We start from the raw sequence: 26,469 nt of genomic DNA, 5'->3' as shown, positions 1-26,469 counted from the left end.
TGCCATCCAAAACCCATTGGGTTAGAATGCCCCCCTTTTCTGCCCCCGATCCTTGAGGACCGCCATGTTCAGCCGTGATTTGACTATTGCCAAGTACGACGCCGACCTTTTTGCCGCCATGGAGCAAGAAGCTCAGCGCCAGGAAGAACACATTGAGCTGATCGCTTCGGAAAACTACACCAGCCCAGCGGTGATGGAAGCTCAAGGCTCGGTCCTGACCAACAAGTACGCTGAAGGCTACCCAGGCAAGCGTTACTACGGTGGTTGCGAGTACGTCGACATCGTTGAACAACTGGCCATCGACCGTGCCAAAGAGCTGTTCGGCGCCGATTACGCCAACGTTCAGCCGCACGCCGGTTCGCAAGCCAACGCCGCTGTTTACCTGGCCCTGCTGCAAGGTGGCGACACCATTCTGGGCATGAGCCTGGCCCACGGTGGTCACCTGACTCACGGCGCCAGCGTTTCCTCCTCGGGCAAGCTGTACAACGCCGTGCAGTACGGCATCGACGCCAATGGCCTGATCGACTACGACGAAGTCGAGCGTCTGGCGGTTGAGCACAAGCCGAAAATGATCGTGGCCGGTTTCTCCGCCTACTCGCAGATTCTCGACTTCCCACGCTTTCGCGCCATCGCGGACAAAGTCGGCGCTTACCTGTTCGTCGACATGGCTCACGTAGCCGGTCTGGTTGCCGCTGGTGTTTACCCGAACCCGGTGCCTTTCGCTGACGTCGTGACCACCACCACGCACAAGACCCTGCGCGGTCCACGTGGCGGCCTGATCCTGGCGCGCGCCAACGCCGACATCGAGAAGAAGCTGAACTCCGCGGTATTCCCGGGCGCCCAGGGTGGCCCGCTGGAGCACGTGATCGCCGCCAAGGCAATCTGCTTCAAGGAAGCGCTGCAGCCAGAGTTCAAGGCCTACCAGGAACAAGTGGTGCTGAACGCCCAGGCCATGGCCGAAGTGTTCATCGAGCGCGGTTTCGACGTAGTTTCCGGTGGTACCAAGAACCACCTGTTCCTGCTGTCGCTGATCAAGCAGGACATCTCGGGTAAAGACGCCGACGCCGCTCTGGGCAAAGCGTTCATCACCGTGAACAAGAACTCCGTGCCAAACGATCCACGCTCGCCGTTCGTCACTTCCGGCCTGCGCTTCGGTACTCCGGCTGTGACCACTCGTGGCTTCAAGCAAGCCGAGTGCAAAGAGCTGGCCGGCTGGATCTGCGACATCCTGGCTGACCTGAACAACGAAGCGGTGATCGACGCCGTTCGTGAGAAAGTCAAAGCCATCTGCAAGAAACTGCCGGTATACGGCGCTTGATGCGACGTTAAATCCGCAGCATGAAAAACCGGCCAAGTGATTGGCCGGTTTTTTTTCGCCTGAAAAAAGCTCAAAAGATCGCAGCCTTCGGCAGCTCCTACAGGTGAACGCATTCCAAATGTAGGAGCTGCCGAAGGCTGCGATCTTTTGATCTTAACCACCGGTCAGACCGGTCATGCCAATTTCGCGTTTCCCCCTTGTATTCAAGAAAAACCCCAGCGTAGACTGCGCCTGCACTGGACATACCGGTAAGACCACAATAATTAAGTCCTGAATCTGATGCGTTCAAGCGCACGGCAGCCAGGACACCGACCAGGATTCCTCCCATGCTCAGATGGTGCTCGCGTTCAATCTTCCTCCAAGTGGTTCTCGGACTGATGCTCGGCATCGTCTGCGGGCTGACCCTTCCTGAATACTCGGCCCAGCTCAAACCGCTCGGCGACGGCTTCATCAAACTGATCAAGATGCTCATCGGTCTGATCGTGTTCTGCGTGGTGGTCAGCGGCATCAGCGGCGCCGGCGATCTGAAGAAGGTCGGGCGCATCGGCCTCAAATCGGTGATCTATTTTGAAGTGCTGACCACCATCGCCTTGGTCATCGGCCTGGTCTTCGCCTTCAGCACCGGTATTGGCAGCGGCGCGAATATTCATCTGGAGCAGCTGTCGACCGCCGACATGGGCGATCTCGCCGAACGCGGCCAGCACATGCACACCACCACGCAGTTCCTGATGGACCTGATCCCGACTTCGGTGATCGGTGCCTTTGCCGACAACAACATCCTGCAGGTGCTGCTGTTCTCGGTGCTGTTCGGCAGCGCGTTGAATCTGGTCGGTGAAGCGGCTTCCGGGATCTCCCGGCTGATCAACGAACTGAGCCATGTGATCTTCCGCATCATGGGCATGATCGTGCGTCTGGCACCGATCGGCGTGTTCGGCGCCATCGCCTTCACCACCAGCAAATATGGCCTCGATTCCCTGCAACATTTGGGCAGTCTGGTCGGTTTGTTCTACCTGACCTGCATCGCTTTCGTCAGCGTGATTCTCGGCCTGGTGATGCGTGCTTCCGGCCTGCGCATGTGGCCGCTGTTGAAGTATCTGCGTGAAGAACTGCTGATCGTCATGGGCACCGCCTCGTCCGACGCTGTGCTGCCACAGATCATGCGCAAACTCGAACACCTCGGCATTGGCAGCTCGACGGTTGGCCTGGTGATTCCGACCGGCTACTCGTTCAACCTCGACGGTTTCTCGATCTACCTGACCCTGGCCATCGTCTTCATCGCCAACGCCACCGGCACACCGCTGGCCATGACTGACCTGCTGACGATTCTGCTGGTGTCGCTGATCACTTCCAAAGGCGCTCACGGTATTCCCGGTTCAGCGCTGGTGATTCTGGCGGCCACGCTGACAGCGATTCCGGCAATCCCGGTGGTCGGTCTGGTGCTGGTGTTGGCAGTGGACTGGTTTATGGGCATCGGCCGGGCACTGACCAATCTCATCGGCAACTGCGTCGCCACTGTCGCCATTGCCCGTTGGGAAAAAGACATCGACGTCCAACGCGCCAACAAAGTACTCAGCGGTCAGCAGGGCTACACCTTTCAGCCGCGTAAAACAGCAACTCCGGCGCACCAGCAGGAGTTCTGATTTAACCCTGTAGGAGCTGTCGCAGACTGCGATCTTTTGATCTTGAGTCTGCGGCTATCTCCCACAGGCACATGGAGCAAGACAAGTGATTACCACATCAACCGTCGTCAACTCAGTCGTTGAAAAACTGCGCGCCGCATTGGCCCGTGGTCAGTGGCGCTCCGGCGACATGCTGCCGGGCCAGCGCGAACTGGCCGAACAACTGGGCATCAGCCGCCCGAGCCTGCGTGAAGCGGTGATCGTCCTCGAAACCCTCGGCCTCGTCCGCTCGATGCCGGGCAAAGGCGTGGTCGTGCTCGACGCACAATTGAGCGACAGTCAAAGCCACGACAGCGCGGTGGCCGGTGCCAGTCTCGAGGATGTACTGCAACTGCGCTACACCCTTGAGCCGTTCATCGTTGGCCTGGTCGCGCAGTCGATCAGCAGCAAGGAAGTCGGCCAGTTGCGCCTGACCCTGATGGACATGCGCGAAGCCCTTGAAGCCGGCGACAGCGAAGCCGGGGTCAGCGCCTACATCGCGTTCCACGAAGAGTTGTTCACGCTCACCTCGAATCCGATCTTCCAGAGCGTGGTGCAGCAAACCAGCAATGCCCTCAAGCAGAGCGCCGAGGTGCTGCGTAATTCGCCGGAGCATCTGGCCGAGCGGCTGGAAGAAAACGAAGCGGTGGTCCGCGCGATCCGCAGCAAGAACAGCGCCCAGGTCAGCGCCGAAATGCGTCGGCACATTTTGCGCGAAGGCCAGCGGATGGGGATTGAGTTGAACATCCCGGAAGACAACTTGAGTCGCTGATATCTATTGGAGACAGGTCATGAACAGTTTCGCTTCAGCGTCACACACTCGCCAGACAACGACGCCCCTGCCCTTCTCCCGTCTGCGCGAACCGGCAGAGGGTCTTTATCCGCGACTGTTAGATGCGATTCTGGAACAGCGCATCGATTCGACCAGCCGATTTACCGAGGACAGCTTGAAAGAGATGTTCTGCGCCAGCCGCGCCGATGTGCGGCGGGTGTTGACGCAGTTGTCGCTTGAGCAGGTCATTGTGCTGCGCGCCAATCATCGCCCGCGTGTTGCCGCACCTGATCGGGAGCAAACGCGGCAGGCTCTGCATGCGCGGCGACTGGCCGAAAACACCTTGGTGCGTCTGGCCTGCCAACGTCCGCAGGCCGAAGGCTTGAAACGCTTGCGCGGGCTGATCGAACGCGAACGTCAGGCGGTTGAGCAGGATCGGCGTGGGGCGGCGATTCGCTTGTCCGGGGAGTTTCATCTGCACTTGGGGCAGAGGGCGGGGAATGCACCGTTGGCGCATTTTCTTGGCAGTCTTGTGCCGCTCACATCATTGGCGATTGCGCGAAGTGAGTGCCAGACGCATAGCTGTTGCGCATGGCGGGAGCATTTGGCGCTGGTCGAGGCAGTGGAGCGAGGCGATGCTTCCAAGGCCGGGATGCTGATGAATCGGCATTTGGATAATCTTGAGCAGACATTGCTGGGTTCAGATCTTGAGCATTGTGTTGCAGGTTAGATTGCTATCGCGAGCAGGCTCACTCCTACATTTGAAACGCGTTCCCCTGTAGGAGTGAGCCTGCTCGCGATGGCGTCATCATTGACACTACAAACCCTTCAGCCCGCCGCCACCCTAGCAAACCCCGCCCGAATCTTCTCTTCCGGCAACTCATCAGCAATAAACACAATCACACTTTCCCGCGCTTCACCCTCTGCCCATTCAGTGTCCCAGTCGAAACCGTAAAGCTTCAACACGCCCTGAAACACCAACCGCCGATCCTCACCGGCAATGTTCAGCACACCCTTGTACCGCAGCAATTGCTTGCCGTGTTCTTCGAGCAATTCATTCATGAACTCACTGAGCTGATCGATATCCAGCGGCTGATCGGTACGCAGCACCAGACTGGAAATGCGGTCGATCGACGGCGCCTTGCTCACCGGGCGCAGGCTCAATCCGCCGCCAAGATCGGCGTTGAGGTTGAAGCCGCGCACATCGAGCAATTCCGCCAGATCGATGTTGCCGTGATCAACCACACGGATCGGCGCGCGACGGTTGATCCGCGTCAGCCGTTCGCTCAGCGCCTTGAACGTAGCTTCGTCGACCAGATCGGTCTTGCTCACCAGCAAGCGGTCGGCAAAACCGATCTGCGCCTGAGCGATAGTCTGGGTCAGGTGCACGTCGGCGTGGGCGGCATCGACCAAGGTGATGATGCCATCGAGCAGGTAGCGCTCGCGCAATTCCTCATCGATGAAAAAGGTCTGCGCCACGGGTGCCGGATCGGCCAGGCCGGTGCACTCGATGACCAAACGATCGAACGCGATCTCACCGCTGTCCAGCCGTTCAAGCAGCAGGTACAGCGCTTTGGTCAGGTCAGTGTGAATGGTGCAGCAGACGCAGCCGTTGGCCAGGGTCATGACTTGCACCGGTTCGTCACCGAGCAACTGCGTGTCGATACCGGCGTCGCTGAATTCGTTTTCGATCACGGCGATTTTCAGGCCGTGCTCGGCTTTGAGGATATGGCGCAGCAAGGTGGTCTTGCCGGCGCCGAGGAAACCGCTGAGTACCGTTACAGGTATGGGAGAAGACAAAACAGATCCCCTTCACAAAATGAATGAACAATACAGAAACAAATGTGGGAGCGAGCCTGCTCGCGAAGGGGTCGTGTCAGTCGACATTATTGCTCGATGACACACCGCTTTCGCGAGCAGGCTCGCTCCCACAGGGGGATTACCTCAACCTTGCGCTGTCAGCTCAACAGCACTTCGGCCCACCCTTGCCACCGTAACGGGCTTCCTGACGTTCGCGAAAGAACATCTCGTAGCTCATCACCGGTTTGTCCGGGTGCTTGGTTTGCATATGCTCGACGTAGGTGTCGTAGTCGGGCATGCCGACCATCAGGCGCGCGGCCTGACCGAGGTATTTACCGAGGCGACTCAGGTCATTGAACATGGTGCAATCCTCTGGTTACGCATCCGGCAGAGCCTGGAATGGCGATTCTTTATCCGTACGCTCTTTTTTGCCCCAGGCGGCGATGCCGACTTTGAGCGCATAGAACAGGATGCTGAAGACCACGAACAGGAACAGCGCGGTGAGCGTTGCGTTGGTGTAGGCGTTGAAGATCACGTGCTGCATCTGCTCGACGCTTTTTGCCGGTGCTAGCACCTGACCATTGGCCAGCGCATCGCTGTACTTCTTGGCCAGCGACAGGAAGCCGATCGCCGGGTTGGCATCGAACAGTTTGATGAAGCCTGCAGTCGTGGTGCAAATCAGCAGCCAGGTAGCCGGCAGCAGGGTGACCCAAATGTAGCGCTGACGCTTCATTTTGATCAGGACCACGGTGCCCAGCATCAGCGCAATACCGGCCAGCATCTGGTTGGAGATACCGAACAGTGGCCACAAGGTGTTGATACCGCCCAGCGGATCGATCACGCCTTGGTAGAGCAACCAGCCCCACATCGCCACACAGCCGGCGGTGGCAATCAGGTTGGCGGTCCACGATTCGGTACGTCGCAGTGCCGGCACGAAAGAGCCGAGCAGATCCTGCAGCATGAAACGTCCGGCACGGGTACCGGCGTCGACAGCGGTGAGGATGAACAGCGCTTCGAACAGAATCGCGAAGTGGTACCAGAACGCCATGGTGTTTTCACCCGGCAGGACACTGTGCAAGATCTGCGCGATACCGACTGCCAGGGTCGGCGCACCACCGGCACGGGCCAGAATGGTGGTTTCGCCAATGTCATGTGCCACCGCTTGCAGCGCTTCCGGCGTGATCGCGAAGCCCCAACTGGTAACCACTTGCGCAACCGAAGCGACATCACTGCCGACCACAGCGGCCGGGCTGTTCATTGCGAAGTACACGCCAGGCTCGATTACCGAAGCGGCAACCATGGCCATGATCGCCACGAACGACTCCATCAGCATGCCGCCGTAACCGATGTAACGGGCGTTGGTTTCGTTATCCAGCAGCTTCGGCGTGGTGCCCGAAGAAATCAGCGCGTGGAAACCGGAAACCGCACCGCAAGCGATGGTGATGAACAGGAACGGGAACAGGCCGCCCTTCCACACCGGACCGGTGCCGTCGACGAATTGAGTCAACGCCGGCATTTTCAGCTCGGGCATGGTGATCAGAATACCGATCGCCAGGGCGACGATGGTACCGATCTTGAGGAACGTGGACAGATAGTCGCGCGGTGCCAGAATCAGCCACACCGGCAGCGACGCCGCGACGAAACCGTAACCGACCAGCATCCAGGTAATCTGCACGCCGGTGAAGGTGAACGCCTTGGCCCACACTGGATCGGCGGCAATCTGCCCACCGAGCCAGATCGAACCGAGTAGCAGCAACACACCGACCACGGAGATTTCGCCAATGCGGCCCGGGCGGATGTAGCGCATGTAAATGCCCATGAACATCGCGATCGGGATGGTCGCCATCACGGTGAAGATGCCCCATGGGCTCTCCGCCAGCGCTTTGACCACGATCAGCGCCAGCACCGCGAGGATGATGATCATGATCAGGAAGCAGCCGAACAGGGCAATGGTGCCGGGCACGCGGCCCATTTCTTCGCGCACCATGTCGCCCAGGGAACGGCCATTGCGTCGGGTCGACATGAACAGAACCATGAAGTCCTGCACCGCGCCCGCCAGCACCACACCGGCAATCAGCCAGAGCGTGCCGGGCAAGTAGCCCATCTGCGCGGCCAATACCGGGCCGACCAGAGGTCCTGCACCAGCGATCGCTGCGAAGTGGTGACCGAAAAGAATGTGTTTGTTGGTCGGCACATAGTCCAGACCGTCGTTGTTGAGCACGGCGGGGGTGGCCCGACGCGGATCGAGTTGCATCACATTGTTAGCGATGAACAGGCTGTAGTAACGGTACGCGACCAGATAAATGGCCACAGCAGCGACCACGATCCACAAGGCGTTGATCGCCTCGCCACGGCGCAATGCCACTACGCCCAGGGCGCACGCTCCTACGATTGCCAGCACTAGCCAGGGTAAGTGGCGTAGCAGGCTATTATTATTTTTCATTTTATTATTCCAGCCAGGGTGGACAAGAAAGACAGCCACCCCGAGTTTAGCGCTTACGGCGCCAAAGGCCATACCCCGACGTTGGTCTAGACGCTTTAGCGATTGGCTGGCGCCCGCATTCGCGGTCTATAGTCAGCGAACCTTCATGAGGATTGCGCCATGAGCGAACACCCCGCCAATCGACGTCGTTTCAAACGTATTGCGTTCGATGCCAGAACCGAGCTGAGTCAGGGCCAGTTCATCTGGCCGGTGAAGCTGATCGATCTGTCGCTCAAGGGACTGCTGATCGAGCGGCCGGAGCCGTGGCTGGGGGACTCGGGGAAGGATTTCTTCGTCGACATTCATCTGAGCGATGACGTCGATATCGAGATGGACGTGCACTTGGCCCATGAGGAAAACGGCCAGCTTGGGTTTGTCTGCCGGCATATCAGCCTGGAATCGATCCAGCGCCTGCGGCGCTTGATCGAGCTGAACCTGGCTGACGAGGCCGAACTGGAACGCGAACTGGGCGCCCTGATCGAAATCTAGGATCCACCACAGATCAAATGTAGGAGTGAGCCTGCTCGCGATAGCGTTTTTACATTCGACACTTCAGTTGGCTGATGTACCGCTATCGCGAGCAGGCTCACTCCTACAGGGGTCGGTGGTTTATTCGAAGAGGGCGTCGAGGGCCTGTTCGAGGCGGGTCACGGCAATAATCTGCAAACCCGGAGGGGATTCCTTCGGCGCATTGCCCTTCGGCACAATAGCTCGCTTGAAGCCATGTTTGGCCGCTTCCTTCAATCGCTCCTGCCCGCTCGGCACCGGGCGCACTTCACCGGACAAGCCCACCTCGCCGAACACCAACAGATCATGCGGCAACGGTCGATTGCGCAAACTCGACATCACCGCCGCCATCAACGCCAGGTCAGACGCCGTTTCCAGCACCTTCACCCCGCCCACCACGTTGAGGAACACATCCTGATCATGAGTCGGGATGCCGCCATGGCGATGCAAAACTGCGAGCAACATCGCCAAACGGTTCTGATCCAGCCCCAGCGTCACCCGACGCGGGTTGGCCAGATGACTGTCATCGACCAAGGCCTGCACTTCCACCAGCATCGGCCGCGTGCCTTCCCACGTCGCCATGACCACACTGCCCGGGACTTCTTCCTGCGCACGAGTGAGAAAAATCGCCGACGGGTTGGAGACTTCTTTCAGGCCCTTGTCGGTCATGCCGAACACGCCCAATTCGTTGACCGCACCAAATCGGTTTTTCACCGCGCGCAGCAAACGCAAACGCCCATCGGACTCACCTTCGAAATACAGCACGGTGTCGACCATATGCTCCAAGACGCGAGGGCCGGCCAGCGCACCTTCCTTGGTCACGTGGCCAACGAGGAAAATCGCCGTGCCGCTCTGCTTGGCATAACGCACCAACAGCGCTGCACTCTCACGCACCTGGGAGACGCCGCCGGGCGCCGATTGCAGTTGTTCGGTGAAGATCGTCTGGATCGAGTCGATCACCATCACCTTGGGCTTTTCCTGACGGGCGGTAGCGATGATGGTTTCGATGCAGGTTTCGGTCATCACCCGCAGTTGGTCCTGCGGCAAGCCGAGGCGGCGCGCGCGCATGGCCACTTGTTGCTGGGATTCTTCGCCGGTGACGTAGAGCGCCGGCATGCTTTTGGCGAGGTTGCACAGGGTCTGTAGCAGAATCGTCGATTTGCCGATGCCTGGATCGCCGCCGATCAACACCACCGAACCGTCGACCAGACCGCCACCGAGGACCCGGTCCAGTTCACCGGACGCGGTGGAGAAACGCGGAATCTCTTCGATGCTGACTTCGGCCAGTGTTTTGATCTGCGCCTGTTGCCCGGCCCAACCGGTACGGCCGGTCGGTGCCGTGGCGCCGCCACTTTCGATCATGGTCTCGGTCAGGGTATTCCAGGCACCGCACTCACCGCACTGGCCAGCCCACTTGGGAAAGGTTGCGCCGCACTCGGTGCAGCCGTACATGCGCTTGGCCTTGGCCATCAGAACCCCCGACAAAAACCGCGATGATAACGCACGTGCTGCCTATCAGCGCGGCGCAGCACTACGGATTTCTCCGCTGGCCAGACGCGCGGCGCTATTGCCCAACGGATCTTCGGCATTCAGGTCAGCGCCCTTGGCCTTCAACGCATCGAGCAACTCCAGACGCTTGAACAACCCGGCGTACATGGCCGCCGTCTGCCCGGCGCCGTTGCGCTGATCGGGGCTGCAATTGGTGGCCATCAAGCGCCGGGCGATCTGCAATTCGCCCTTGAAGATCGCGCCCATCAGCGCTGTATTGCCGCGTTGATCTTGCGCACAGGCATCGGCGCCGGCAGCGAGTAACCGCTCCACCGCCGACGCTTGACCGTGATAAGCCGCGAGAATCAACGCGGTGTAGCCTTTGCTGTCGCGGGTATCGAGGGAATAGCCGGACTCGATAAAAGTGTCGAGCATCGGCACGTCACCGCGCCGGGCGGCATCGAAATAGTAATCCTGCAACTGGGCCTTGATCGCCTCAGGGCTTTGCCCGGCCTGCGCTGTAAAGGACAGGCAGGCGAGTAACAGTATGAGACAGGGACGCATAAATACTCTCCTTGAGCAGAACGGGGCCTGAATCAGGCCCCGCGCTGCACGGCGTCGATATCAGTCGACCAGTTTGGCCGCCAACGCCTTCACCCGGCTCAGGTCGCCCTTGGCCACTTTGGTCACACCGGTCCCGTATTCCGGGTCGGCCTTATAAAGGAAGGACAAGATGATGTGCTTGCTCTCGTCATCGGTAGTCGCCAGCGAGCCGCCGAAGCTGTCGATCAGATCCTTGCGCTCTTGCTGGCTGAACGAGCGATACAGATCGCCGGCCTGCTTGAAGTTCTGCTCACGCTGAATCTTCGCCTGCTGCGTGCTGCCCGACAGCGCCGACTGGCTATAACGCGCACTTGGCGTCTCGTCACGGGGTTGCAGTCGGCTCGGCTGATAGTTCACGCCGCTGTTGCTGACGCCGAAGTTCATCGCGCCATCCTGATTGCCATTGTTCACGGCAACTTTCGGCGCATTGATCGGCAATTGCAGCGCATTGGCACCCAGGCGATACATCTGCGTATCGGCATAAGAGAACACTCGACCTTGCAACAAACGGTCTTCGGAAGGCTCGATACCCGGAACAATATTCGCCGGCGCCATGGCCACTTGCTCGGTTTCCTGGAAGACATTTGCCGGATTACGGTTCAACACCATTTGTCCAACTTTGCGTTCAGGAATACCCGGCCAGATCTTGGTGGCATCCAATGGATCAAAATCAAACTTGGACAAATCTTGTGGTTTCAGCACTTGAATGTACAAGTCCCATTTTGGGAAGTTGCCTTTATTGATATTGCTCACCAAGTCATTGGTCATATGACTGTAGTCTTGCCCCTGAACGTTAGCGACTTGCTTTGGTGTCAGATTATTTAGCCCCTGCAAGCTCTTCCAGTGGAACTTTACGTAATGAACTTCGCCCTTGGCATTGATCAACTTGTAAGCATGTACGCCATTGCCATCCATCTCTCGATAACTGGCAGGAGTTCCCGAGTTCGAATACAACTCCGTCAACGTACGGGTGGCTTCCGGTACATGAGAGAAGAAATCGAAGCGGCGCGAATCGTCATCGAGGTTAGTTCGTGGGTCCGGTTTAAACGCGTGCACCATGTCGGGAAACTTGATTGCGTCGCGAATAAAAAACGTCGGGAAATTGTTGCCGACCAGGTCCCAGTTACCATCGGCCGTATAGAACTTGGTTGCGAACCCGCGTGGATCACGCAGGGTTTCCGGCGAGTGATTGCCGTGCACCACGGCAGAGAAGCGCACGAATACCGGCGTGCTCTGGCCGGCGGCGAATACTTTGGCCTTGCTCAGGTCGCTGAGGTCGTTGGTCACCGTGAAGGTGCCATGGGCACCGGTGCCGCGTGCGTGAACCACGCGCTCGGGAATGCGCTCGCGATCGAAGCGTTGCAGCTTCTGAATCAGTTGCACGTCCTGCAGCAGCACCGGGCCGTTGGCGCCGGCGGTCTGCGAGTTCTGATTGTCGCCGACGGCGGCGCCGTTATCGCGGGTCAGCGGAGCGGCGTTGACGGAGAAGGTCAACAGACTGGCGGTGAGTACACCGAAGGTGCGGCGACGGGGAAAAGCCCCCAGTCCAAGTGCGGAGTTCATATCAGGATCCTCTGGTTATTTTGGGGCGCATCCAGATGCGCCAACCCAAGGCTAGAGGCCTGCGACGTCGAACATAAATAGAAAGAACGTAACGCCACGATTGAGAAAATTGGCTTCCCGATCAGCGATTTACGGGATATTTCGCGCGCGATTGATGGCACTTTGCAAACTAATCGTCGATTGATGTGTCGATAAAAACGGGCATTGTAAGAAGGTGTTTCGCGCAGGACGCGTTTTGCTGATTTACACTGCGTACACCAAACTCATCTGTAACAAGGAAATAACTATGGGCGTGCTAAGTGAGTTCAAGGCCTTCGCGGTCAAAGGCAATGTGGTCGACATGGCCGTCGGTATCATCATCGGGGCCGCGTTCGGCAAGATTGTTTCGTCGTTTGTCGGTGACGTCATCATGCCGCCAATCGGCCTGCTGATCGGTGGGGTGGACTTCAGTGATCTGGCCGTCACGCTCAAGGCCGCCGAGGGCGCTGCGCCGGCGGTAGTGCTAGCCTACGGTAAATTTCTACAGACCATTCTGGACTTCGTGATCGTCGCTTTCGCCATCTTCATGGGTGTCAAAGCCATCAACCGCCTCAAGCGCGAAGAAGCCGTGGCCCCTACGCTGCCACCGGTTCCGACCAAGGAAGAAGAGTTGCTGGGCGAGATCCGCGACCTGCTCAAGGCCCAGAACACCCGGCCCTGAACCTTGCACGATAGAAACAACGGCGCCTTCGAGGCGCCGTTTGTTTACCAGTAGTTTTCCACCGCCACCTGGCCAGGCCGGCGGGTGAGGCTGAGGCTCATGTGGCGTTTTTTCAGCAACGCGCGAGTGTCATCGATCATCTGCGGATTGCCGCACAGCATGACCCGCGAATGTTCCGCCGACAGTTCCACGCCCGCTGCGCGCTCCAGCTCCCCGCTTTCGATCAGGCTGGTAATGCGCCCGTTCAACGCCCCGGGATGTGTTTCACGTGTCACCGTCGCGATGAACTGCAATTTGTGGGCATGTTCGCTGAGGTAGTCGCGCTGCCTGAGCCCGGCAATCAAATCCTGATAGGCCAGCTCCCGCGCCTCGCGCACGCTGTACACCAGAATGATGCGCTCGAATTTTTCCCAGACTTCGAAGTCCTGCAGAATCGATAGAAACGGCGCCACCCCGGTGCCTGTGGACAACAGCCATAGGTCGCGCCCGTCGACGAAGCGATCAAGGGTCAAATAGCCGAATGCCTGGCGATCCACCAGCAGTTTGTCACCGACCTGCAGCCGGCTCAACTCACTGGTGAACTCCCCGCTCGGCACCACAATGGAAAAGAACTCCAGAAAGTCGTCAAAAGGCGACGACACCATCGAATAGGCACGCCACACGACGCTGCCATCAGCTTTGGCCACACCCAGCCGAGCGAACTGCCCGGCGCGGAAACGGAAACCTGCATCACGGCTGGTGCGCAAGGTGAAAAGGTTGGGGGTCAAAGGGTGTACTTCGAGCAACGTCTGCGTGGTGGGTTTCTCTGCGCTGGCGGTCATGGGGTACTCCATTGAACGATTGCCGACAGTGTCGCGCAAATTGGCTGTCCGATATACCGATGACTTATAAGGGTATTAAGCATGCAGATCACGTGATATTGCCAACTATTTAAATAGTAGAACCCATAAAATTAGAGCATTAACTTTATATGGCGACATACATGTAACGCCCGTGAGCGCTAAGAACTATTTATTTACCGATGATCCTGTCCAATACCGAAAAAATTTAAAGCTCTGCGTGGGAAACGTCCTACACTCCTTTGCGTGCCGGGTCTTTTGGATCCATTCCGCGCCCCCGCAACGTCAATGGAGTGTTAAAAGATGGAAACGTGGAAGGAGTCACAGTTAAAACAACTGACGTTTGCCAAGGGAATAGATGCAGCCTATCCGATTCTGTTGAGGTTCGCCGAAAACCTGGGATTCAATTTTTGTGCCGTTTCGGTTGTTCCACTCCATCGGGATACGCCTCTTAAAACCTTGCAAATCAATAACTACCCTGAAGAATGGAACTCACAATATGAGAAAAGAAACTACAGCAAAGTCGATCCTCTGATAGCACACTGCAATCACTCAATGACACCCATTGTCTGGGGCGAGTCGGTTTTTGCTGAGACTCTGCAGCTGTGGCAGGGTTTGAAGCAGCACGGGCTGCAATATGGCTGGTCACAGTCCTTTCATCATGAACCCAGTGGTCTATGCAGCATCATCAGTCTGGCGCGAAAGCATTGTTCAATAAGCCCTCTGGAGCTGTATGAACATTTTGGTTATATGTTCTATGCCGCCAGTCACTTGAGCGAACTCTTCGCCAGAACCCTGCCGCCTCAGGCGCTCAAGCCCCGCCAACCGCAACTGTCGCCACGAGAACTTGAGGTTCTACGTTTGTCTGCTGACGGCAAAACGGCTTTTGAGATTTCGATGATCCTTAGCCTGAGCGAACGCACGGTGAACTACCACGTGCAAAACGTGATCGAGAAGCTCAACGTCTGCAACAAGATTTCCGCGGTCATTGCGGCCGCCAGAGCCGGCATCATCTAGTCGATTGGTCTACCCTCCTTTACAAAACTTGCGGGTAATAACACAGAAAAAAACGTACCATTTGTGGCCCTCCTGAGTGATGACGCGAACATTCTGCGTTGCCTTACACTCAGTCGGTTCCGCCGCACACTGTCAGGGCTGCGGAACGCCCCGTTGATTACCCTGAGTCCCCGCCCCATGCCTTTGCTTGATACGCCCTTCGCCCAACTCGATCTGATCCGCCAGCCAGAACAGCAGAACGAACCGCTGCAAGCCTTCGATGCCGCCGACGAATACCTGCTCAACCATCTGGCTGCGCAGCAACCGACGGCCGACACGCGCGTATTGGTGCTCAACGACAGCTTCGGTGCGCTGGCGGCCAGCCTGCTCGGCAAGGTCAAGGTCAGCAGCAGCGGCGACTCGTTTCTGGGGTTTCAGGGGCTGGAGAAAAACCTGCTGCGCAATGACCAGGCGTTCGACGCCATTCGCGGGATTCCTGCCAGCGAGCCATTAGTCGGACCATTCGACCGCGTGCTGATCCGCGTACCGAAAACCCTCGCGCTACTGGAAGAACAACTGATCCGCTTGCAAGGTCAGCTCGCGCCCGGCGCCGAAGTGATCGCAGCGGCCATGGTCAAACACCTGCCACGCGCTGCCGGTGACTTGCTTGAGCGCTACATCGGTCCGGTACAAGCCTCTCTGGCGGTAAAGAAGGCCCGGCTGTTGATCGCCACACCTGAAGCGAAAGCCCCCGCCGTCTCGCCCTACCCTTCGCGGTATCGCCTCGACGAGCCGTCGATCGAATTGCTTAACCACGCCAATGTGTTCTGCCGCGAAGGCCTGGACATCGGCACGCGCGCCTTCCTCCCGCATCTGCCGAAAAATCTTGGTAGCGCCCAAGTCGCTGACCTGGGCTGTGGCAACGGGGTTCTGGCTATCGCGAGTGCGCTGCAAAATCCCGAAGCGCATTACACGCTGGTCGACGAGTCGTTCATGGCGGTGCAATCGGCTGCCGAGAACTGGCGCGCAGCGCTGGGTGATCGTGAGGTGATCGTGCGGGCCGGCGATGGACTGGCCGGTCAGGAGCCGCAATCATTGGATGTGGTGCTGTGCAACCCGCCGTTCCATCAGCAGCAGGTGGTTGGCGACTTCCTCGCCTGGCGCATGTTCCAGCAGGCGCGCGAAGCGTTGGTGGTGGGCGGCGCGCTGTACATTGTCGGCAACCGTCATTTGGGTTACCACAGCAAACTGGCACGGCTGTTCCGCGGCGTTGAGCAAGTGGCCGCCACGCCGAAATTCGTGATTCTCAAAGCCCGCAAGTAAACCGACAGGCAAAAAAAACCCTCCGCAAGGAGGGTTGCAAAGCCGTACCCGAAGGCGCCGGGACGGGGATGATTCAGTGGGTGGTCAGACCTGCGGCATTCATGAACATGCGCATCAGGCTGGCGGCGATAAACAGCACGCCAACACTACCGACCCAGATCAGAGCCAACCAGCCGAGCCGCTGCCACAGCGGTTTTTTTTCGGCTTGTTCAATGTCGTGCAGGGAATGTTTTCCAGTCATTTTCTTCAAACCTCTTCAAGATTGATGGCGCCATCGCCGACGCCATCGCGAGCAGGCTCGCTCCCACAGGTTTTTGCTTAGTGATAGCCGTCTTCGTGGGTAACCTTGCCGCGGAACACGTAGTAGCTCCAGAAGGTGTAACCCAGGATGAACGGGATGATGAACAGCGTGCCCACCAGCATGAAGCCCTGACTTTGCGGCGGTGCGGCGGCGTCCCAGATCGAGATCGACGGCGGCACGATGTTCGGCCACAGGCTGATACCCAGACCGCTGTAGCCGAGGAAGATCAGCACAAGGGTCAACAGGAACGGCATGTAGTTGGCATTGCGCGCCACGGCGCGGATCAGACCGTACATGGTCACCAGCACCAGAATCGGCACCGGCATGAACCAGAACAGGTTGGGCATGCTGAACCAGCGGGTGGCAATATCCGGATGAGCCAGCGGCGTCCAGATACTGACAATACCGATCACGGCCAGCAGTACGAAAGCCAATGGCCGTGCCAGGTCATGCATCTGTTCCTGGAGCTTGCCTTCGGTTTTCATTATCAGCCAGGTACAGCCGAGCAAGGCATAGGCGACCACCAGCGCGGCGCCGCAGAACATTGTGAACGGCGTCAGCCAGTCCAGTGATCCACCGGCGAACTGCCGATTGACCACCGGCAAGCCATCGATGAATGCGCCCAGCGCCACGCCCTGGAAGAACGTCGCCGCCACCGAGCCGCCGATGAACGCCTTGTCCCAGAGATGACGCTTGTCATCCTTGGCCTTGAAGCGGAACTCGAAGGCTACGCCGCGGAAGATCAAACCGATCAACATAAAGATCAGCGGCAAGTACAGCGCCGACAACACTACCGAATAGGCCAGCGGGAACGCGCCAAACAACGCCGCGCCGCCCAGTACCAGCCAGGTTTCGTTGCCGTCCCAGACCGGGGCGACGGTGTTCATCATCACGTCACGGTCGACTTTACCGGGGATGAACGGGAAAAGAATCCCGATCCCCAGGTCGAAGCCGTCCATGACCACGTACATCATGATGCCGAAGATGATGATCACGGCCCAGATCAGCGGAAGATCAATACCCATGGCTCAAATCTCCTTGGTCAGGCGGGTGGTGTCGTCGTGATCGGCATCGGCCGAATCGTCGGCCGCGGACAACGGACGCGCCGGTGTGCGCGGCTTGCCTGGACCACCTTGCGGCGTTTCGGCGCCCTCGCTGATCTTCGGACCTTTGCGCACCAGACGCATCATGTAGCCGAGACCTGCGCCGAACAGCGCGAAATACACCACCACAAACATGATCAGGGTGATGCTCATCTGCATGAAGCTGTGGTTGGAGGAGGCATCGGCGGTGCGCATCAACCCGTAGACCACCCACGGCTGACGGCCGATTTCAGTGGTGAACCAGCCGGCGAGAATCGCAATCAGACCGGACGGCCCCATCCACAAGGCCAGATACAAGAACGGCCGCGAGGTGTAGAGCGTGTCACGCTTACGCAGCCACAGGCTCCACAGACCGGTGAAGATCATCAGGAAACCGAGGCCGACCATGACCCGGAACGACCAGAACACGATGGTCGAATTCGGCCGGTCTTCTGGCGGAAATTCCTTGAGCGCCGGGACCTGTTTGTCCAGCGAGTGAGTGAGGATCAGGCTGCCGAGGTACGGAATCTCCACGGCGTATTTGGTTTTCTCTTCTTTCATATCCGGCCAGCCGAACAGGATCAGCGGCGTCGCTTCGTCACCGTGGTTTTCCCAGTGACCTTCGATCGCGGCAATTTTTGCCGGTTGGTGCTTGAGCGTATTCAGGCCGTGGAAGTCGCCGATGACTGCCTGGATCGGCGCGACGATCAGCGCCATCCACATTGCCATCGACAGCATGGTGCGGATCGCCGGGTTGTCCTTGCCGCGCAGCAAATGCCAGGCCGCCGAGGAGCCGACGAAGAATGCCGTGGCGACAAACGCTGCCGTCGCCATGTGCATCAGGCGATAGGGGAACGAAGGGTTGAAGATGATCGCCAGCCAGTCGGTGGGGATGACTTGCCCGTTAACAATCTCGAAGCCCTGCGGGGTCTGCATCCAGCTGTTGGAGGCGAGAATCCAGAACGTCGAAATCAGCGTACCGATCGCCACCATGACGGTGGAAAAGAAGTGCAGCCCGCGCCCGACCTTGTTCCAGCCAAACAGCATCACCCCAAGGAAACCGGCCTCGAGGAAGAACGCCGTGAGCACTTCATAGGTCAGCAACGGCCCGGTGACGGCGCCGGCGAAGTCCGAGAAGCGGCTCCAGTTGGTGCCGAACTGGTAGGCCATGACCAGCCCCGAGACCACGCCCATGCCGAAGTTGACGGCAAAGATCTTCGACCAGAAATGGTAAAGGTCACGGTAAGTGTCGTTGCGGGTTTTCAGCCACAGACCTTCGAGTACCGCGAGGTAACTCGCCAGGCCAATGGTGATGGCCGGGAACAGGATGTGGAACGAGATGGTGAACGCGAACTGAATTCGGGCGAGATCTAGTGCCTCTAAACCGAACATATGGCTTCCTCTGTCAGGTAATACCGGCTGCGGACCCGGAGGCCTGCACCCACTGCCCCCACGGATATGGAGTGCGGCGAATTCTGATTCGTTCTTTTTAAACAACCATCGCAACGCAGGGAGTCTGGCCAACTGGCCACCGGATCAATTCCTTGTGGGTCTTGATCTGGATCAAGCAACGTTGAAAGAGTAGTCCCATTTTTGACGATGAACTGCGTGGTCGTTTGCCGCGTGACAAGTTGCCTCATTGCAGCCGCGATGCTCTGCCAGACATTTCCTGCGGCAAGCTTGCGGAAATCGATGTCTGGCTAACTAAATTTTTTGTCATAGCAACTTCCTGTTACAGACTGGTGATAACCTCGGCATTCCCCTCGAGCCAGACCTGCCTTCAGATGCCCAGCCAAGAGCCCCTGCTGTTACGTCATCACCGTCCGTTTCTCGCTTTCTGGTTCGCGCGGATTTTTACCGCCAGCGGTTTCCAGATGCTCACCGTGGCGATTGGCTGGAACCTCTACCAATTGACCGGCAACGTCCTCGATCTGGGTCTGGTCGGTCTGGTCGAATTCGCCCCGCGCGTGCTGTTCATGCTGCACACCGGGCATGTCGCTGATCGCTACGACCGGCGTAGAGTCGCGGCGATCTGCCAGTCGTTGCAGGCGTTGATCGCTCTGGCGCTGGCCATCGGCAGCGCCACCGATCACGTGACGCGCGAGATGATCTTCATCCTCGCCTTCCTGCTCGGCGCAGCGCGTTCGTTCGAGATGCCGACCACTCAGGCACTGCTGCCGAGCATCGTGCCCAGCGCGCTGTTCCCCCGGGCAGTGGCGGCGGCACAGTCGGCGCAGCAGTCGGCGACAATCGTCGCTCCAGCGCTGGGCGGTTTGCTCTACGCGTTCGGTAGCGTCTGGGTATACGGCCCGACAGTGCTGCTTTATGTGATCGCCTGCACACTGATGCTCAACCTGCCCGCGCGGCAAACGCCGTTGAACAAAGGCAAAGCCACGCTGGATTCGTTGCTGGCGGGGATTCGCTTCATTCGCAGCCGCCCGGACATTCTCGGGGCGATTTCGCTGGATCTGTTTGCGGTGTTGCTCGGTGGCGCTACGGCGTTGCTGCCGGTGTTCGCCAAGGACATTCTGCTGACCGGGCCGTGGGGCCTCGGCCTGCTGCGTTCGGCACCGGCGGTCGGCGCACTGGGGATGTCGCTGTTCCTTGCGCGATTTGCCGTGGAGCGCAATGTCGGCCGGGTGATATTCACAGCGGTGGGCGTATTCGGCGTCGCGACCATCGCCTTTGGCCTGTCGACCTCGTTCTGGTTCTCGCTGGCGGTGCTGGTGGTACTTGGCGCGGCGGACATGATCAGCATGGTCATCCGTGCTTCCTTCGTGCAGCTGGAAACCCCGGACGAAATGCGCGGGCGGGTCAGCGCGGTGAACGGGCTGTTCATCGGTGCTTCAAATCAGTTGGGCGAATTCGAATCCGGCGTCACCGCCCACTGGTTCGGCACGGTGCCGGCGGTGGTGATGGGCGGAATCGGCACGCTGGTAGTGACGGGGACGTGGATCAAGTTGTTTCCGACACTGGCTAACCGCGATCGGATGCATGTGCCAGTGGAAGAGGTGAAGGTCTGACAACCTCCAAAGCACAAGACAACTGAAAATGTGCGGTACATAGTTACCGCACTGAGTGTAATGTATCGCCTTACACTCGAGTCCATGATCAAATCCTTTCAGCACAAAGGCCTTCGCGGCTTCTATGAAACAGGTTCGACTCGCGGGATTCGTGCCGACCACGCAAAACGGCTGTCGCGCATGCTGCAGTTCATGGATCGCGCTACGATTCCCGCAGACTTGGATCTTCCGGGCTGGCGCCTGCATCCATTGAAAGGTGAGCTGACGGAGTACTGGTCGCTGAGCGTTTCAGGCAACTGGCGAGTGATCTTTCGTTTTGTCGGTTCGGACATCGAATTGGTCGATTATCTGGACTACCACTGACAGGAGGCAGGCTCATGCCCATGCACAACCCGCCACACCCCGGTGAAACACTGCTGATGGATGTCTTGCCCGAGCTTGGCATCAGCGTGACCGAATTGGCCCGACACTTGGGCTTCGCACGCCCGCATCTTTCACGTGTATTACACGGACATGCGCCAATCAGCCCGGATCTGGCTGTACGTCTTGAGCGTGCTGGCATTGGCAAGGCGCGCGTGTGGCTAGGCGTACAAACCGACTATGATCTGTGGCAAGCGGAGCATCGGGAGCAACCGGTTATCGAACTGATCGCTGTCCACGCCTGACACCTCCAGCCACTACAACTCCCCCGCCACTTTCACCCGCAAGGCCTTGCCGCCGAGTTGCTCGACCAGCGTCAAGGCAAACTCCAGTGCAGCGCTGGAGCCTTGCGCGGTGATGCAGTTGCCGTCGACCAGCACCGGTTGATCAACAAACGTACAACCCGAGAGTTGATGGCTGGCGCCGGGCAGGCAGGTCATGCGACGCTGGCGCAGCACGCCGAAGGCTTGCAGGGCGACGGCCGGGGATTCGGCAATGGCGGCGAACAGGCGTCCGGCGCTGGATTGATCCTTGAGCAGTTGTTGCAGCGGTTGATGCGCCGCCAGGTGTTGTGCGCCGACGGCGCCGCCGGGCAGGACGATCAGGTCAAAAGTTTGCGCCAGCACATCGACCAGCATGCCGTCGGCGGTCAGTCGTGTACCACGCGCGCAGGTGAGCATGCGTCGTCCTTCAATACTGGCGGCGACCACTTCGATGCCGGCGCGGCGCAACACGTCGATCAGGGTCACGCTTTGCAGATCATCGATGCCCTCGGCGAGGGTAATCAGGGCTCTAAAGGTCATGGGCGCTATCCGCTGGGTGATACTTTAAGCGTAGTCAGCTTCACCCGGATCGCGCTGCAACAGCCGTTACTTGATGTAAAGCTGGGTCGACATCGTATTGCGTGGCGCGTTGATCGAGGTGTTGCTGAAGGTGAAGGTACCTTCCTGTTTGCCCGCCAGATCGAAGGTATAAAGAGAACCGACGGTGCTACGGCCCGGACTGCACTCGGTCAGGTTGCCATTATCAAAGGCACATACCGGCGCTCGGGTGCCGTTCACTTCGAAACCATCCAGCGTGGCATGCGGCTGGCTCTGGCCGTATCCGACTTCCAGTACATAGACTTTGATGCTCGGCCCGTTGTGATTGCATTGGGTCTGTGTCTGCCCATCACCAATGTCTTCCAGGCCACAGGCCGGCGATTGCACCTTGATCACTTTCACTTGGGTCAACGGCTCCGCCGAGGCCGCCAACGCTAACGGCGTCACGGCCATCAGTGCTGCAATCAAACCCGAACCCTTCATCCAGCACCTGCTCATGCGCTTCCCGTCCCGAAAAAATCAGCGCGCAGTATGGCGCAGTTGGCTTCAAGGCAAAACTTCGCCGACGATCGACACCAACAACCGCCATATTCCTCACGCTGCTGGTATGATGCGCGGCTTTTTCCGGCCCACCACAATTTTCCAGGCGCTTGCGATGGTCTGTGCTTTGCTGTTGAGGTCGATACATTCACGGCGCCACGCGCGCCACGGGGAGCAGACATGCTGGAAAGGCTGTTTCAACTCAAGGCACACAACACCAACGTGCGCACCGAGATTCTGGCGGGCATCACGACTTTCTTGGCCATGGCCTACATTCTGTTCGTCAATCCGAGCATTCTCGGCGAGACCGGCATGGACAAGGGTGCGGTGTTTGTCGCCACCTGTCTGGCGGCTGCGATCGGTTCGACGATCATGGGCCTGATCGCCAACTACCCGATCGCCCTTGCGCCGGGCATGGGTCTGAACGCCTTCTTCACCTACACCGTCGTCCTGCACATGGGCCACACCTGGCAAGTCGCACTGGGTGCCGTATTCATCTCGGCCGTGTGCTTCTTCCTGCTGTCGATCTTCCGCATCCGTGAATGGATCATAAACAGCATCCCGCTGCCGCTGCGCTCGGCGATTGCTGCCGGTATCGGCCTGTTCCTGGCACTGATCGCCCTGCACAACGCTGGCATCGTGGTCAGCAACCCGGCGACCATGGTCGGCCTCGGTGACTTGAAAGCCCCGGCACCGATCCTCGCCACCCTCGGCTTTGCCCTGATCGTTGCCCTCGAAGCGCTGAAAGTGCGCGGTGCAGTACTGATCGGCATTCTGGCAGTGACCATCATTTCCATCGCCATGGGCGTCACCCCGTTCAACGGCGTGACCTCGATGCCACCTTCGCTGGCGCCGACCTTCATGCAACTGGACATCAAAGGCGCACTGGACATCGGTCTGGTCAGCGTGATTTTCGCGTTCCTGTTCGTCGACCTCTTCGACAACTCCGGCACCCTGATCGGCGTCGCCAAGCGCGCCGGCCTGATGGGCAAGGACGGCCACATGCCGAAAATGGGCCGCGCACTGATCGCCGACAGCACCGCGGCCATGGCCGGTTCGTTGCTGGGTACGTCGACCACCACCAGTTACATCGAATCTGCTGCCGGCGTGAGTGCGGGCGGGCGTACCGGTCTCACCGCCATCGTCGTGGCGATTCTGTTCCTGCTGGCGCTGTTCTTTTCGCCACTGGCGGCCAGCGTTCCGGCCTTCGCCACTGCACCAGCGCTGCTGTTCGTCGCCGTGTTGATGACTTCCGGTCTGGCCGAAATAGACTGGGACGACATCACCGTTGCCGCGCCAGTTGTCGTGACCGCACTGGCCATGCCATTCACTTACTCGATCGCCAACGGCATCGCCTTCGGTTTCATCGCCTGGACCGTGATCAAGCTGCTGTCGGGCCGCGCACGTGAGCTGAACCCGGCGCTGGTGATTCTGTCGATTCTGTTTGTGATCAAGTTGGGTTGGTTCAACGCATGACTTTCGATTCCCAGGCTTACGCCGAGCAACTAGAAGCCAAGGTCACGCGTTTGCGTGATCTGCTGGCACCGTTCGATGCACCTGAGCCGACGGTGTTCGACTCGCCGCTGCAGAACTTCCGTCTGCGCGCCGAGTTCCGCCTGTGGCGCGAGGGCAGCGACCGGCATTACGCGATGTTCGCTCAGGACGACAAACGCACGCCGATTCTGATTGAAGAATTCCCGATTGCCAGCCTGCGCATCAATCAGTTGATGCCGCAGTTGAAAGCGGCATGGCAGGCCAGTTCGGCGCTGAGCCACAAACTGTTTCAGGTGGAGTTCCTGACCACGCTGTCCGGCGATGCGATGATCACCCTGTGCTACCACCGTCCGCTGGACGAGCACTGGCACGCGGCGGCGACGAAACTGGCGGCGGATCTCGGCGTCAGCATCATCGGTCGCTCGAAGGGCAAACGCGAAGTGCTTGGCCTCGATTACGTGGTCGAGAAACTCGACGTCGGCGGTCGCACGTTCAGCTATCGCCAGCCGGAAGGCGCGTTCACCCAGCCTAACGGCACGGTGAACCAGAAGATGCTCAACTGGGCGTACGAAGCGCTAGGCGATCGCAACGACGATCTGCTGGAGCTGTACTGCGGCAACGGCAACTTCACCCTGCCGCTCGCCACTCGCGTGCGCAAAGTGCTGGCCACCGAAATCAGCAAGACCTCGGTCAACGCTGCATTGAGCAACCTCAGCGAAAACGCTGTGGATAATGTCACTCTGGTACGTTTGTCCGCCGAAGAACTGACCGAAGCGCTCAACGAAGTGCGCCCGTTCCGTCGTCTGCAAGGCATCGACCTGAAGAGCTACGAGTTCGGCAGCGTCTTCGTCGACCCGCCGCGTGCCGGCATGGACCCGGACACCTGCGAGCTGACCCGGCGCTTCGACAACATCCTGTACATCTCCTGCAACCCGGAAACCCTGGCGGCGAACATCGCCCAGTTGCACGACACGCACCGTATTACCCAGTGCGCGTTGTTTGACCAGTTCCCGTGGACGCATCACATGGAATCGGGTGTGTTGCTGACCCGGCGTTGATTGCGGGAAGCTGATACGAGAAAGCCGTCGTGATTGACGGCTTTTTTGTGGTTTTTACAAAGCGGGATCGGCCTTGCGTGGTCGCCCGCCCTTTTTGCCATTCGCTCGAGCAGCTTCGGACTTTGCAGCACTGCTTTGACGACCGTTACGCGATGCAACCACCGACGCAGCCATCTTCATGAGTGACGGGCTCGCTGAAATCATCCCGGCAATGGAAACGTCAAGGTCTTTGCCCTCATGGCAAAGCGCAGTGCCTGCGAATCCGACTGTCAGCCCCTCGTAATCGCCTGCATCAAACCCGTCAAACTCTGGATACTGGCTCACCGGAAGCAACACACCACTGCCATCCTCAAAACGGATGACCAGAGATGATTCTTCAAAGGTTACGGAGACAGCCTGCAAGCTACTCGCTCGGCGTGCCTCCCCTTGCAGGATGGCGGCGTCGATCATCTCCTTCGTCAGGGGACGATGTGTGGATGGCTTAGCCTTGATGACTTTCATAAATCGATTTCCACTCCTTCCAATGCGCCTATCAATGTCAGAAGAGTTTTGCCCTCTTCTGGCAGATAACGCGCCGATCCCACTCTGTGTGTCTTGTCAGTGACGAGTTTCATCCCCAGCACTTCGTTTGAATGGCTGTCCCACAATTGATTGTCGAGACAGACAGTTTGCAATCTTGACCACCAGATCCCGCGTGCTCGTCGCAGATGAGCAGGCTGCTCAAGAGATCGACACAAGCCTTCCAGCACGGTTAACGGTGGTCGACGAGAAAGCGGCATGACATCCCAAAGCTCAATATCGTTGTGCCAGAAACTGAACTGTAATCGGACGCTCCAGCTACCTGCATTCACGTGAACGTGCGGGGGGCAATGCTCATCTCGCAACATGATGACAATCGACAATCCTTTGTAGCTGCACACCTTCATGCTAACCCATCCGTTAGGTTAATAAGTTTCAGGATTCAAGATTCCTTTCAAATCCGACGACTGGTGATCGGCACATGACGTTTCACCGCTTTTCAGGCTAGCCTCGCAACAGGTCATGAGCCGGACAATCTCCAGTGAAAAACGTAAGCAAAGCTGTCGTCATATCTCGATCAATATTGCTTCTGTGCGATCACCGAACATAAAACGCCACGTCCATTTTTGTTCAATTGACCATGGTAACCATCTAGTACATTTTATCTCCACAGGCTGAAATCCTCGGCCAAAGCCAAAAACAATAAGTGGAGTTACCCCTCATGCCCCCTATCGTTCTGGTGCTCAATGGCCCGAACCTGAACCTGCTCGGCACTCGCGAGCCGGCCACTTACGGTCACGAAACCCTGGCGGATATCTCGGCGTTATGCGGTCGCGCGGCAGAAGAGTTCGGCCTGGCCGTGGAGTTTCGCCAGACCAATCACGAAGGCGAATTGCTCGACTGGATTCACGCTGCCCGCGGCCGTTGCGCCGGGATCGTGATCAATCCGGCGGCGTGGACGCACACCTCGGTAGCGATTCGCGATGCGCTGGTGGCCAGCGAACTGCCGGTGATCGAAGTGCACCTGTCCAACGTCCACGCCCGCGAGCCGTTTCGTCATCACTCGTTTGTCTCGGCGATCGCCACGGCGGTGATGGCCGGGTTTGGCAGTCATGGCTATCGCCTGGCGCTGGAACATTTCAGCCAGCGGTTGAAGGGGTAA

General features: G+C 58.6%; 28 protein-coding genes. 14 read left to right on the top strand and 14 right to left on the bottom strand.

Translation table 11 applies throughout. The annotated features are described in order from the left end of the window. The first annotated feature begins 64 nt into the window (after nt 1-64). From glyA to ACOYXE_RS26770, 4 genes are all read left to right on the top strand, one after another. Nucleotides 65-1,318 (top strand): serine hydroxymethyltransferase, encoded by a 1,254-nt coding sequence (gene glyA / locus ACOYXE_RS26785; protein ID WP_007909785.1) that lies wholly within the window; start codon nt 65-67, stop codon nt 1,316-1,318. A gap of 326 nt (nt 1,319-1,644) precedes the next feature. Continuing rightward, the gene (locus ACOYXE_RS26780) at nt 1,645-2,958 is read left to right on the top strand and encodes a C4-dicarboxylate transporter DctA (RefSeq protein WP_160059488.1); all 1,314 of its coding nucleotides are present in this window, start codon (nt 1,645-1,647) and stop codon (nt 2,956-2,958) included. An 85-nt stretch (nt 2,959-3,043) separates the two neighbouring features. Continuing rightward, the gene (locus tag ACOYXE_RS26775; RefSeq protein ID WP_460926900.1) at nt 3,044-3,748 is read left to right on the top strand and encodes a FadR/GntR family transcriptional regulator; all 705 of its coding nucleotides are present in this window, start codon (nt 3,044-3,046) and stop codon (nt 3,746-3,748) included. Between the two features lie 19 nt (nt 3,749-3,767). Then, nucleotides 3,768-4,478 carry a GntR family transcriptional regulator gene (locus ACOYXE_RS26770; RefSeq protein ID WP_460926898.1) on the top strand — a complete coding sequence of 237 codons (711 nt, stop codon included), beginning with the start codon at nt 3,768-3,770 and terminating at the stop codon, nt 4,476-4,478. A 98-nt stretch (nt 4,479-4,576) separates the two neighbouring features. On the opposite strand, the gene yjiA is transcribed toward ACOYXE_RS26770, so the two are convergent. The 3 genes from yjiA to ACOYXE_RS26755 all read right to left on the bottom strand — a co-directional run bounded on the left by yjiA (nt 4,577) and on the right by ACOYXE_RS26755 (nt 7,991). After that, on the bottom strand, nt 4,577-5,548 hold the full coding sequence (gene yjiA / locus ACOYXE_RS26765; protein WP_160059490.1) for a GTPase: 972 nt from the start codon (nt 5,546-5,548) through the stop codon (nt 4,577-4,579). A 163-nt stretch (nt 5,549-5,711) separates the two neighbouring features. Beyond that, nucleotides 5,712-5,909 carry a YbdD/YjiX family protein gene (locus ACOYXE_RS26760; protein WP_003228401.1) on the bottom strand — a complete coding sequence of 66 codons (198 nt, stop codon included), beginning with the start codon at nt 5,907-5,909 and terminating at the stop codon, nt 5,712-5,714. A 15-nt stretch (nt 5,910-5,924) separates the two neighbouring features. Further along, on the bottom strand, nt 5,925-7,991 hold the full coding sequence (locus ACOYXE_RS26755) for a carbon starvation CstA family protein (protein ID WP_160059491.1): 2,067 nt from the start codon (nt 7,989-7,991) through the stop codon (nt 5,925-5,927). 159 nt (nt 7,992-8,150) lie between these two features. On the opposite strand from ACOYXE_RS26755, the gene ACOYXE_RS26750 reads away from it, so the two are divergent. Further along, nucleotides 8,151-8,519 (top strand): PilZ domain-containing protein, encoded by a 369-nt coding sequence (locus ACOYXE_RS26750; RefSeq protein ID WP_160059492.1) that lies wholly within the window; start codon nt 8,151-8,153, stop codon nt 8,517-8,519. Nucleotides 8,520-8,639: 120 nt separating this feature from the next. Here ACOYXE_RS26750 and radA read toward each other — a convergent pair whose 3' ends face one another. From radA to katB, 3 genes are read right to left on the bottom strand one after another with little or no spacing between them, the layout of a single operon-like run. Then, a complete protein-coding gene (radA, locus tag ACOYXE_RS26745; RefSeq protein WP_007909773.1) occupies nt 8,640-10,007 on the bottom strand; it encodes a DNA repair protein RadA in 1,368 nt (455 codons plus the stop codon). 45 nt (nt 10,008-10,052) lie between these two features. Then, a complete protein-coding gene (locus ACOYXE_RS26740; RefSeq protein WP_160059493.1) occupies nt 10,053-10,589 on the bottom strand; it encodes an ankyrin repeat domain-containing protein in 537 nt (178 codons plus the stop codon). Between the two features lie 60 nt (nt 10,590-10,649). Next, a complete protein-coding gene (gene katB / locus ACOYXE_RS26735) occupies nt 10,650-12,191 on the bottom strand; it encodes a catalase KatB (RefSeq protein WP_160059494.1) in 1,542 nt (513 codons plus the stop codon). A gap of 286 nt (nt 12,192-12,477) precedes the next feature. Between katB and mscL the strand changes: the two genes are divergently transcribed. Then, a complete protein-coding gene (gene mscL, locus ACOYXE_RS26730; RefSeq protein WP_034153825.1) occupies nt 12,478-12,891 on the top strand; it encodes a large-conductance mechanosensitive channel protein MscL in 414 nt (137 codons plus the stop codon). 44 nt (nt 12,892-12,935) lie between these two features. Here mscL and ACOYXE_RS26725 read toward each other — a convergent pair whose 3' ends face one another. Continuing rightward, complete coding sequence (locus tag ACOYXE_RS26725) at nt 12,936-13,712, bottom strand: ferredoxin--NADP reductase (RefSeq protein ID WP_160059495.1); 777 nt, start codon at nt 13,710-13,712, stop codon at nt 12,936-12,938. 321 nt (nt 13,713-14,033) lie between these two features. Between ACOYXE_RS26725 and ACOYXE_RS26720 the strand changes: the two genes are divergently transcribed. Continuing rightward, on the top strand, nt 14,034-14,747 hold the full coding sequence (locus tag ACOYXE_RS26720; RefSeq protein WP_460926893.1) for an autoinducer binding domain-containing protein: 714 nt from the start codon (nt 14,034-14,036) through the stop codon (nt 14,745-14,747). A gap of 177 nt (nt 14,748-14,924) precedes the next feature. Then, the gene (locus tag ACOYXE_RS26715; protein WP_160059497.1) at nt 14,925-16,049 is read left to right on the top strand and encodes a methyltransferase; all 1,125 of its coding nucleotides are present in this window, start codon (nt 14,925-14,927) and stop codon (nt 16,047-16,049) included. Nucleotides 16,050-16,122: 73 nt separating this feature from the next. Here ACOYXE_RS26715 and ACOYXE_RS26710 read toward each other — a convergent pair whose 3' ends face one another. The 3 genes from ACOYXE_RS26710 to ACOYXE_RS26700 all read right to left on the bottom strand — a co-directional run bounded on the left by ACOYXE_RS26710 (nt 16,123) and on the right by ACOYXE_RS26700 (nt 18,824). Beyond that, the gene (locus ACOYXE_RS26710) at nt 16,123-16,290 is read right to left on the bottom strand and encodes a DUF2474 domain-containing protein (RefSeq protein WP_150706869.1); all 168 of its coding nucleotides are present in this window, start codon (nt 16,288-16,290) and stop codon (nt 16,123-16,125) included. A gap of 77 nt (nt 16,291-16,367) precedes the next feature. Then, a complete protein-coding gene (gene cydB, locus ACOYXE_RS26705; RefSeq protein WP_007909749.1) occupies nt 16,368-17,375 on the bottom strand; it encodes a cytochrome d ubiquinol oxidase subunit II in 1,008 nt (335 codons plus the stop codon). Nucleotides 17,376-17,378: 3 nt separating this feature from the next. After that, nucleotides 17,379-18,824: a cytochrome ubiquinol oxidase subunit I gene (locus ACOYXE_RS26700; protein ID WP_405122838.1), complete on the bottom strand. Its 1,446-nt coding sequence runs from the start codon at nt 18,822-18,824 to the stop codon at nt 17,379-17,381. A gap of 392 nt (nt 18,825-19,216) precedes the next feature. Between ACOYXE_RS26700 and ACOYXE_RS26695 the strand changes: the two genes are divergently transcribed. The 3 genes from ACOYXE_RS26695 to ACOYXE_RS26685 all read left to right on the top strand — a co-directional run bounded on the left by ACOYXE_RS26695 (nt 19,217) and on the right by ACOYXE_RS26685 (nt 21,120). Then, nucleotides 19,217-20,455: an MFS transporter gene (locus ACOYXE_RS26695; RefSeq protein ID WP_460926889.1), complete on the top strand. Its 1,239-nt coding sequence runs from the start codon at nt 19,217-19,219 to the stop codon at nt 20,453-20,455. Nucleotides 20,456-20,539: 84 nt separating this feature from the next. Continuing rightward, a complete protein-coding gene (locus tag ACOYXE_RS26690) occupies nt 20,540-20,818 on the top strand; it encodes a type II toxin-antitoxin system RelE/ParE family toxin (RefSeq protein ID WP_127929858.1) in 279 nt (92 codons plus the stop codon). Nucleotides 20,819-20,832: 14 nt separating this feature from the next. Continuing rightward, nucleotides 20,833-21,120, top strand: a complete 288-nt coding sequence (locus tag ACOYXE_RS26685) for a HigA family addiction module antitoxin (RefSeq protein ID WP_095048728.1) — start codon at nt 20,833-20,835, stop codon at nt 21,118-21,120. Nucleotides 21,121-21,132: 12 nt separating this feature from the next. Here ACOYXE_RS26685 and ACOYXE_RS26680 read toward each other — a convergent pair whose 3' ends face one another. Further along, nucleotides 21,133-21,678: a DJ-1 family glyoxalase III gene (locus tag ACOYXE_RS26680; protein ID WP_405122837.1), complete on the bottom strand. Its 546-nt coding sequence runs from the start codon at nt 21,676-21,678 to the stop codon at nt 21,133-21,135. Nucleotides 21,679-21,744: 66 nt separating this feature from the next. Continuing rightward, nucleotides 21,745-22,194, bottom strand: coding sequence for a DUF4879 domain-containing protein (locus ACOYXE_RS26675; protein WP_095048730.1), 450 nt, complete (start codon nt 22,192-22,194; stop codon nt 21,745-21,747). A gap of 222 nt (nt 22,195-22,416) precedes the next feature. Here ACOYXE_RS26675 and ACOYXE_RS26670 point away from each other — a divergent pair, with 222 nt between their 5' ends. Together ACOYXE_RS26670 and trmA are read left to right on the top strand one after the other, a co-directional pair. Beyond that, nucleotides 22,417-23,712, top strand: a complete 1,296-nt coding sequence (locus ACOYXE_RS26670) for an NCS2 family permease (RefSeq protein WP_095048731.1) — start codon at nt 22,417-22,419, stop codon at nt 23,710-23,712. Continuing rightward, on the top strand, nt 23,709-24,788 hold the full coding sequence (gene trmA / locus ACOYXE_RS26665) for a tRNA (uridine(54)-C5)-methyltransferase TrmA (RefSeq protein ID WP_405122836.1): 1,080 nt from the start codon (nt 23,709-23,711) through the stop codon (nt 24,786-24,788). Before ACOYXE_RS26670 ends, trmA begins: the two co-directional genes overlap by 4 nt. A 54-nt stretch (nt 24,789-24,842) precedes the next feature. Here the strand turns inward: trmA and ACOYXE_RS26660 are convergent, their stop codons facing one another. Together ACOYXE_RS26660 and ACOYXE_RS26655 are read right to left on the bottom strand one after the other, a co-directional pair. Continuing rightward, nucleotides 24,843-25,289 (bottom strand): DUF2442 domain-containing protein, encoded by a 447-nt coding sequence (locus ACOYXE_RS26660; RefSeq protein ID WP_160059503.1) that lies wholly within the window; start codon nt 25,287-25,289, stop codon nt 24,843-24,845. After that, complete coding sequence (locus ACOYXE_RS26655; RefSeq protein ID WP_460926885.1) at nt 25,286-25,714, bottom strand: DUF4160 domain-containing protein; 429 nt, start codon at nt 25,712-25,714, stop codon at nt 25,286-25,288. The genes ACOYXE_RS26660 and ACOYXE_RS26655 overlap by 4 nt, the downstream gene beginning before the upstream one ends. Before the next feature lie 314 nt (nt 25,715-26,028). Here ACOYXE_RS26655 and aroQ point away from each other — a divergent pair, with 314 nt between their 5' ends. Further along, nucleotides 26,029-26,469 carry a type II 3-dehydroquinate dehydratase gene (aroQ, locus tag ACOYXE_RS26650; RefSeq protein WP_008084592.1) on the top strand — a complete coding sequence of 147 codons (441 nt, stop codon included), beginning with the start codon at nt 26,029-26,031 and terminating at the stop codon, nt 26,467-26,469.

This window comes from Pseudomonas sp. MC6 (genome assembly GCF_054790575.1).
This window is presented reverse-complemented; position numbering and strand designations above follow the sequence as displayed.

What these genes read in the sequence shown, in the direction of transcription:
- glyA (WP_007909785.1), top strand. Translation starts at nt 65, where the DNA reads ATGTTCAGCCGTGATTTGACTATTGCCAAGTACGACGCCGACCTTTTT.
- ACOYXE_RS26780 (WP_160059488.1), top strand. Translation starts at nt 1,645, where the DNA reads ATGCTCAGATGGTGCTCGCGTTCAATCTTCCTCCAAGTGGTTCTCGGA.
- ACOYXE_RS26770 (WP_460926898.1), top strand. Translation starts at nt 3,768, where the DNA reads ATGAACAGTTTCGCTTCAGCGTCACACACTCGCCAGACAACGACGCCC.
- ACOYXE_RS26760 (WP_003228401.1), bottom strand. Translation starts at nt 5,909, where the DNA reads ATGTTCAATGACCTGAGTCGCCTCGGTAAATACCTCGGTCAGGCCGCG.
- ACOYXE_RS26755 (WP_160059491.1), bottom strand. Translation starts at nt 7,991, where the DNA reads ATGAAAAATAATAATAGCCTGCTACGCCACTTACCCTGGCTAGTGCTG.
- ACOYXE_RS26750 (WP_160059492.1), top strand. Translation starts at nt 8,151, where the DNA reads ATGAGCGAACACCCCGCCAATCGACGTCGTTTCAAACGTATTGCGTTC.
- radA (WP_007909773.1), bottom strand. Translation starts at nt 10,007, where the DNA reads ATGGCCAAGGCCAAGCGCATGTACGGCTGCACCGAGTGCGGCGCAACC.
- ACOYXE_RS26740 (WP_160059493.1), bottom strand. Translation starts at nt 10,589, where the DNA reads ATGCGTCCCTGTCTCATACTGTTACTCGCCTGCCTGTCCTTTACAGCG.
- katB (WP_160059494.1), bottom strand. Translation starts at nt 12,191, where the DNA reads ATGAACTCCGCACTTGGACTGGGGGCTTTTCCCCGTCGCCGCACCTTC.
- mscL (WP_034153825.1), top strand. Translation starts at nt 12,478, where the DNA reads ATGGGCGTGCTAAGTGAGTTCAAGGCCTTCGCGGTCAAAGGCAATGTG.
- ACOYXE_RS26725 (WP_160059495.1), bottom strand. Translation starts at nt 13,712, where the DNA reads ATGACCGCCAGCGCAGAGAAACCCACCACGCAGACGTTGCTCGAAGTA.
- ACOYXE_RS26720 (WP_460926893.1), top strand. Translation starts at nt 14,034, where the DNA reads ATGGAAACGTGGAAGGAGTCACAGTTAAAACAACTGACGTTTGCCAAG.
- ACOYXE_RS26715 (WP_160059497.1), top strand. Translation starts at nt 14,925, where the DNA reads ATGCCTTTGCTTGATACGCCCTTCGCCCAACTCGATCTGATCCGCCAG.
- ACOYXE_RS26710 (WP_150706869.1), bottom strand. Translation starts at nt 16,290, where the DNA reads ATGACTGGAAAACATTCCCTGCACGACATTGAACAAGCCGAAAAAAAA.
- cydB (WP_007909749.1), bottom strand. Translation starts at nt 17,375, where the DNA reads ATGGGTATTGATCTTCCGCTGATCTGGGCCGTGATCATCATCTTCGGC.
- ACOYXE_RS26700 (WP_405122838.1), bottom strand. Translation starts at nt 18,824, where the DNA reads ATGTTCGGTTTAGAGGCACTAGATCTCGCCCGAATTCAGTTCGCGTTC.
- ACOYXE_RS26695 (WP_460926889.1), top strand. Translation starts at nt 19,217, where the DNA reads ATGCCCAGCCAAGAGCCCCTGCTGTTACGTCATCACCGTCCGTTTCTC.
- ACOYXE_RS26690 (WP_127929858.1), top strand. Translation starts at nt 20,540, where the DNA reads ATGATCAAATCCTTTCAGCACAAAGGCCTTCGCGGCTTCTATGAAACA.
- ACOYXE_RS26685 (WP_095048728.1), top strand. Translation starts at nt 20,833, where the DNA reads ATGCCCATGCACAACCCGCCACACCCCGGTGAAACACTGCTGATGGAT.
- ACOYXE_RS26680 (WP_405122837.1), bottom strand. Translation starts at nt 21,678, where the DNA reads ATGACCTTTAGAGCCCTGATTACCCTCGCCGAGGGCATCGATGATCTG.
- ACOYXE_RS26675 (WP_095048730.1), bottom strand. Translation starts at nt 22,194, where the DNA reads ATGAGCAGGTGCTGGATGAAGGGTTCGGGTTTGATTGCAGCACTGATG.
- ACOYXE_RS26670 (WP_095048731.1), top strand. Translation starts at nt 22,417, where the DNA reads ATGCTGGAAAGGCTGTTTCAACTCAAGGCACACAACACCAACGTGCGC.
- trmA (WP_405122836.1), top strand. Translation starts at nt 23,709, where the DNA reads ATGACTTTCGATTCCCAGGCTTACGCCGAGCAACTAGAAGCCAAGGTC.
- ACOYXE_RS26660 (WP_160059503.1), bottom strand. Translation starts at nt 25,289, where the DNA reads ATGAAAGTCATCAAGGCTAAGCCATCCACACATCGTCCCCTGACGAAG.
- ACOYXE_RS26655 (WP_460926885.1), bottom strand. Translation starts at nt 25,714, where the DNA reads ATGAAGGTGTGCAGCTACAAAGGATTGTCGATTGTCATCATGTTGCGA.
- aroQ (WP_008084592.1), top strand. Translation starts at nt 26,029, where the DNA reads ATGCCCCCTATCGTTCTGGTGCTCAATGGCCCGAACCTGAACCTGCTC.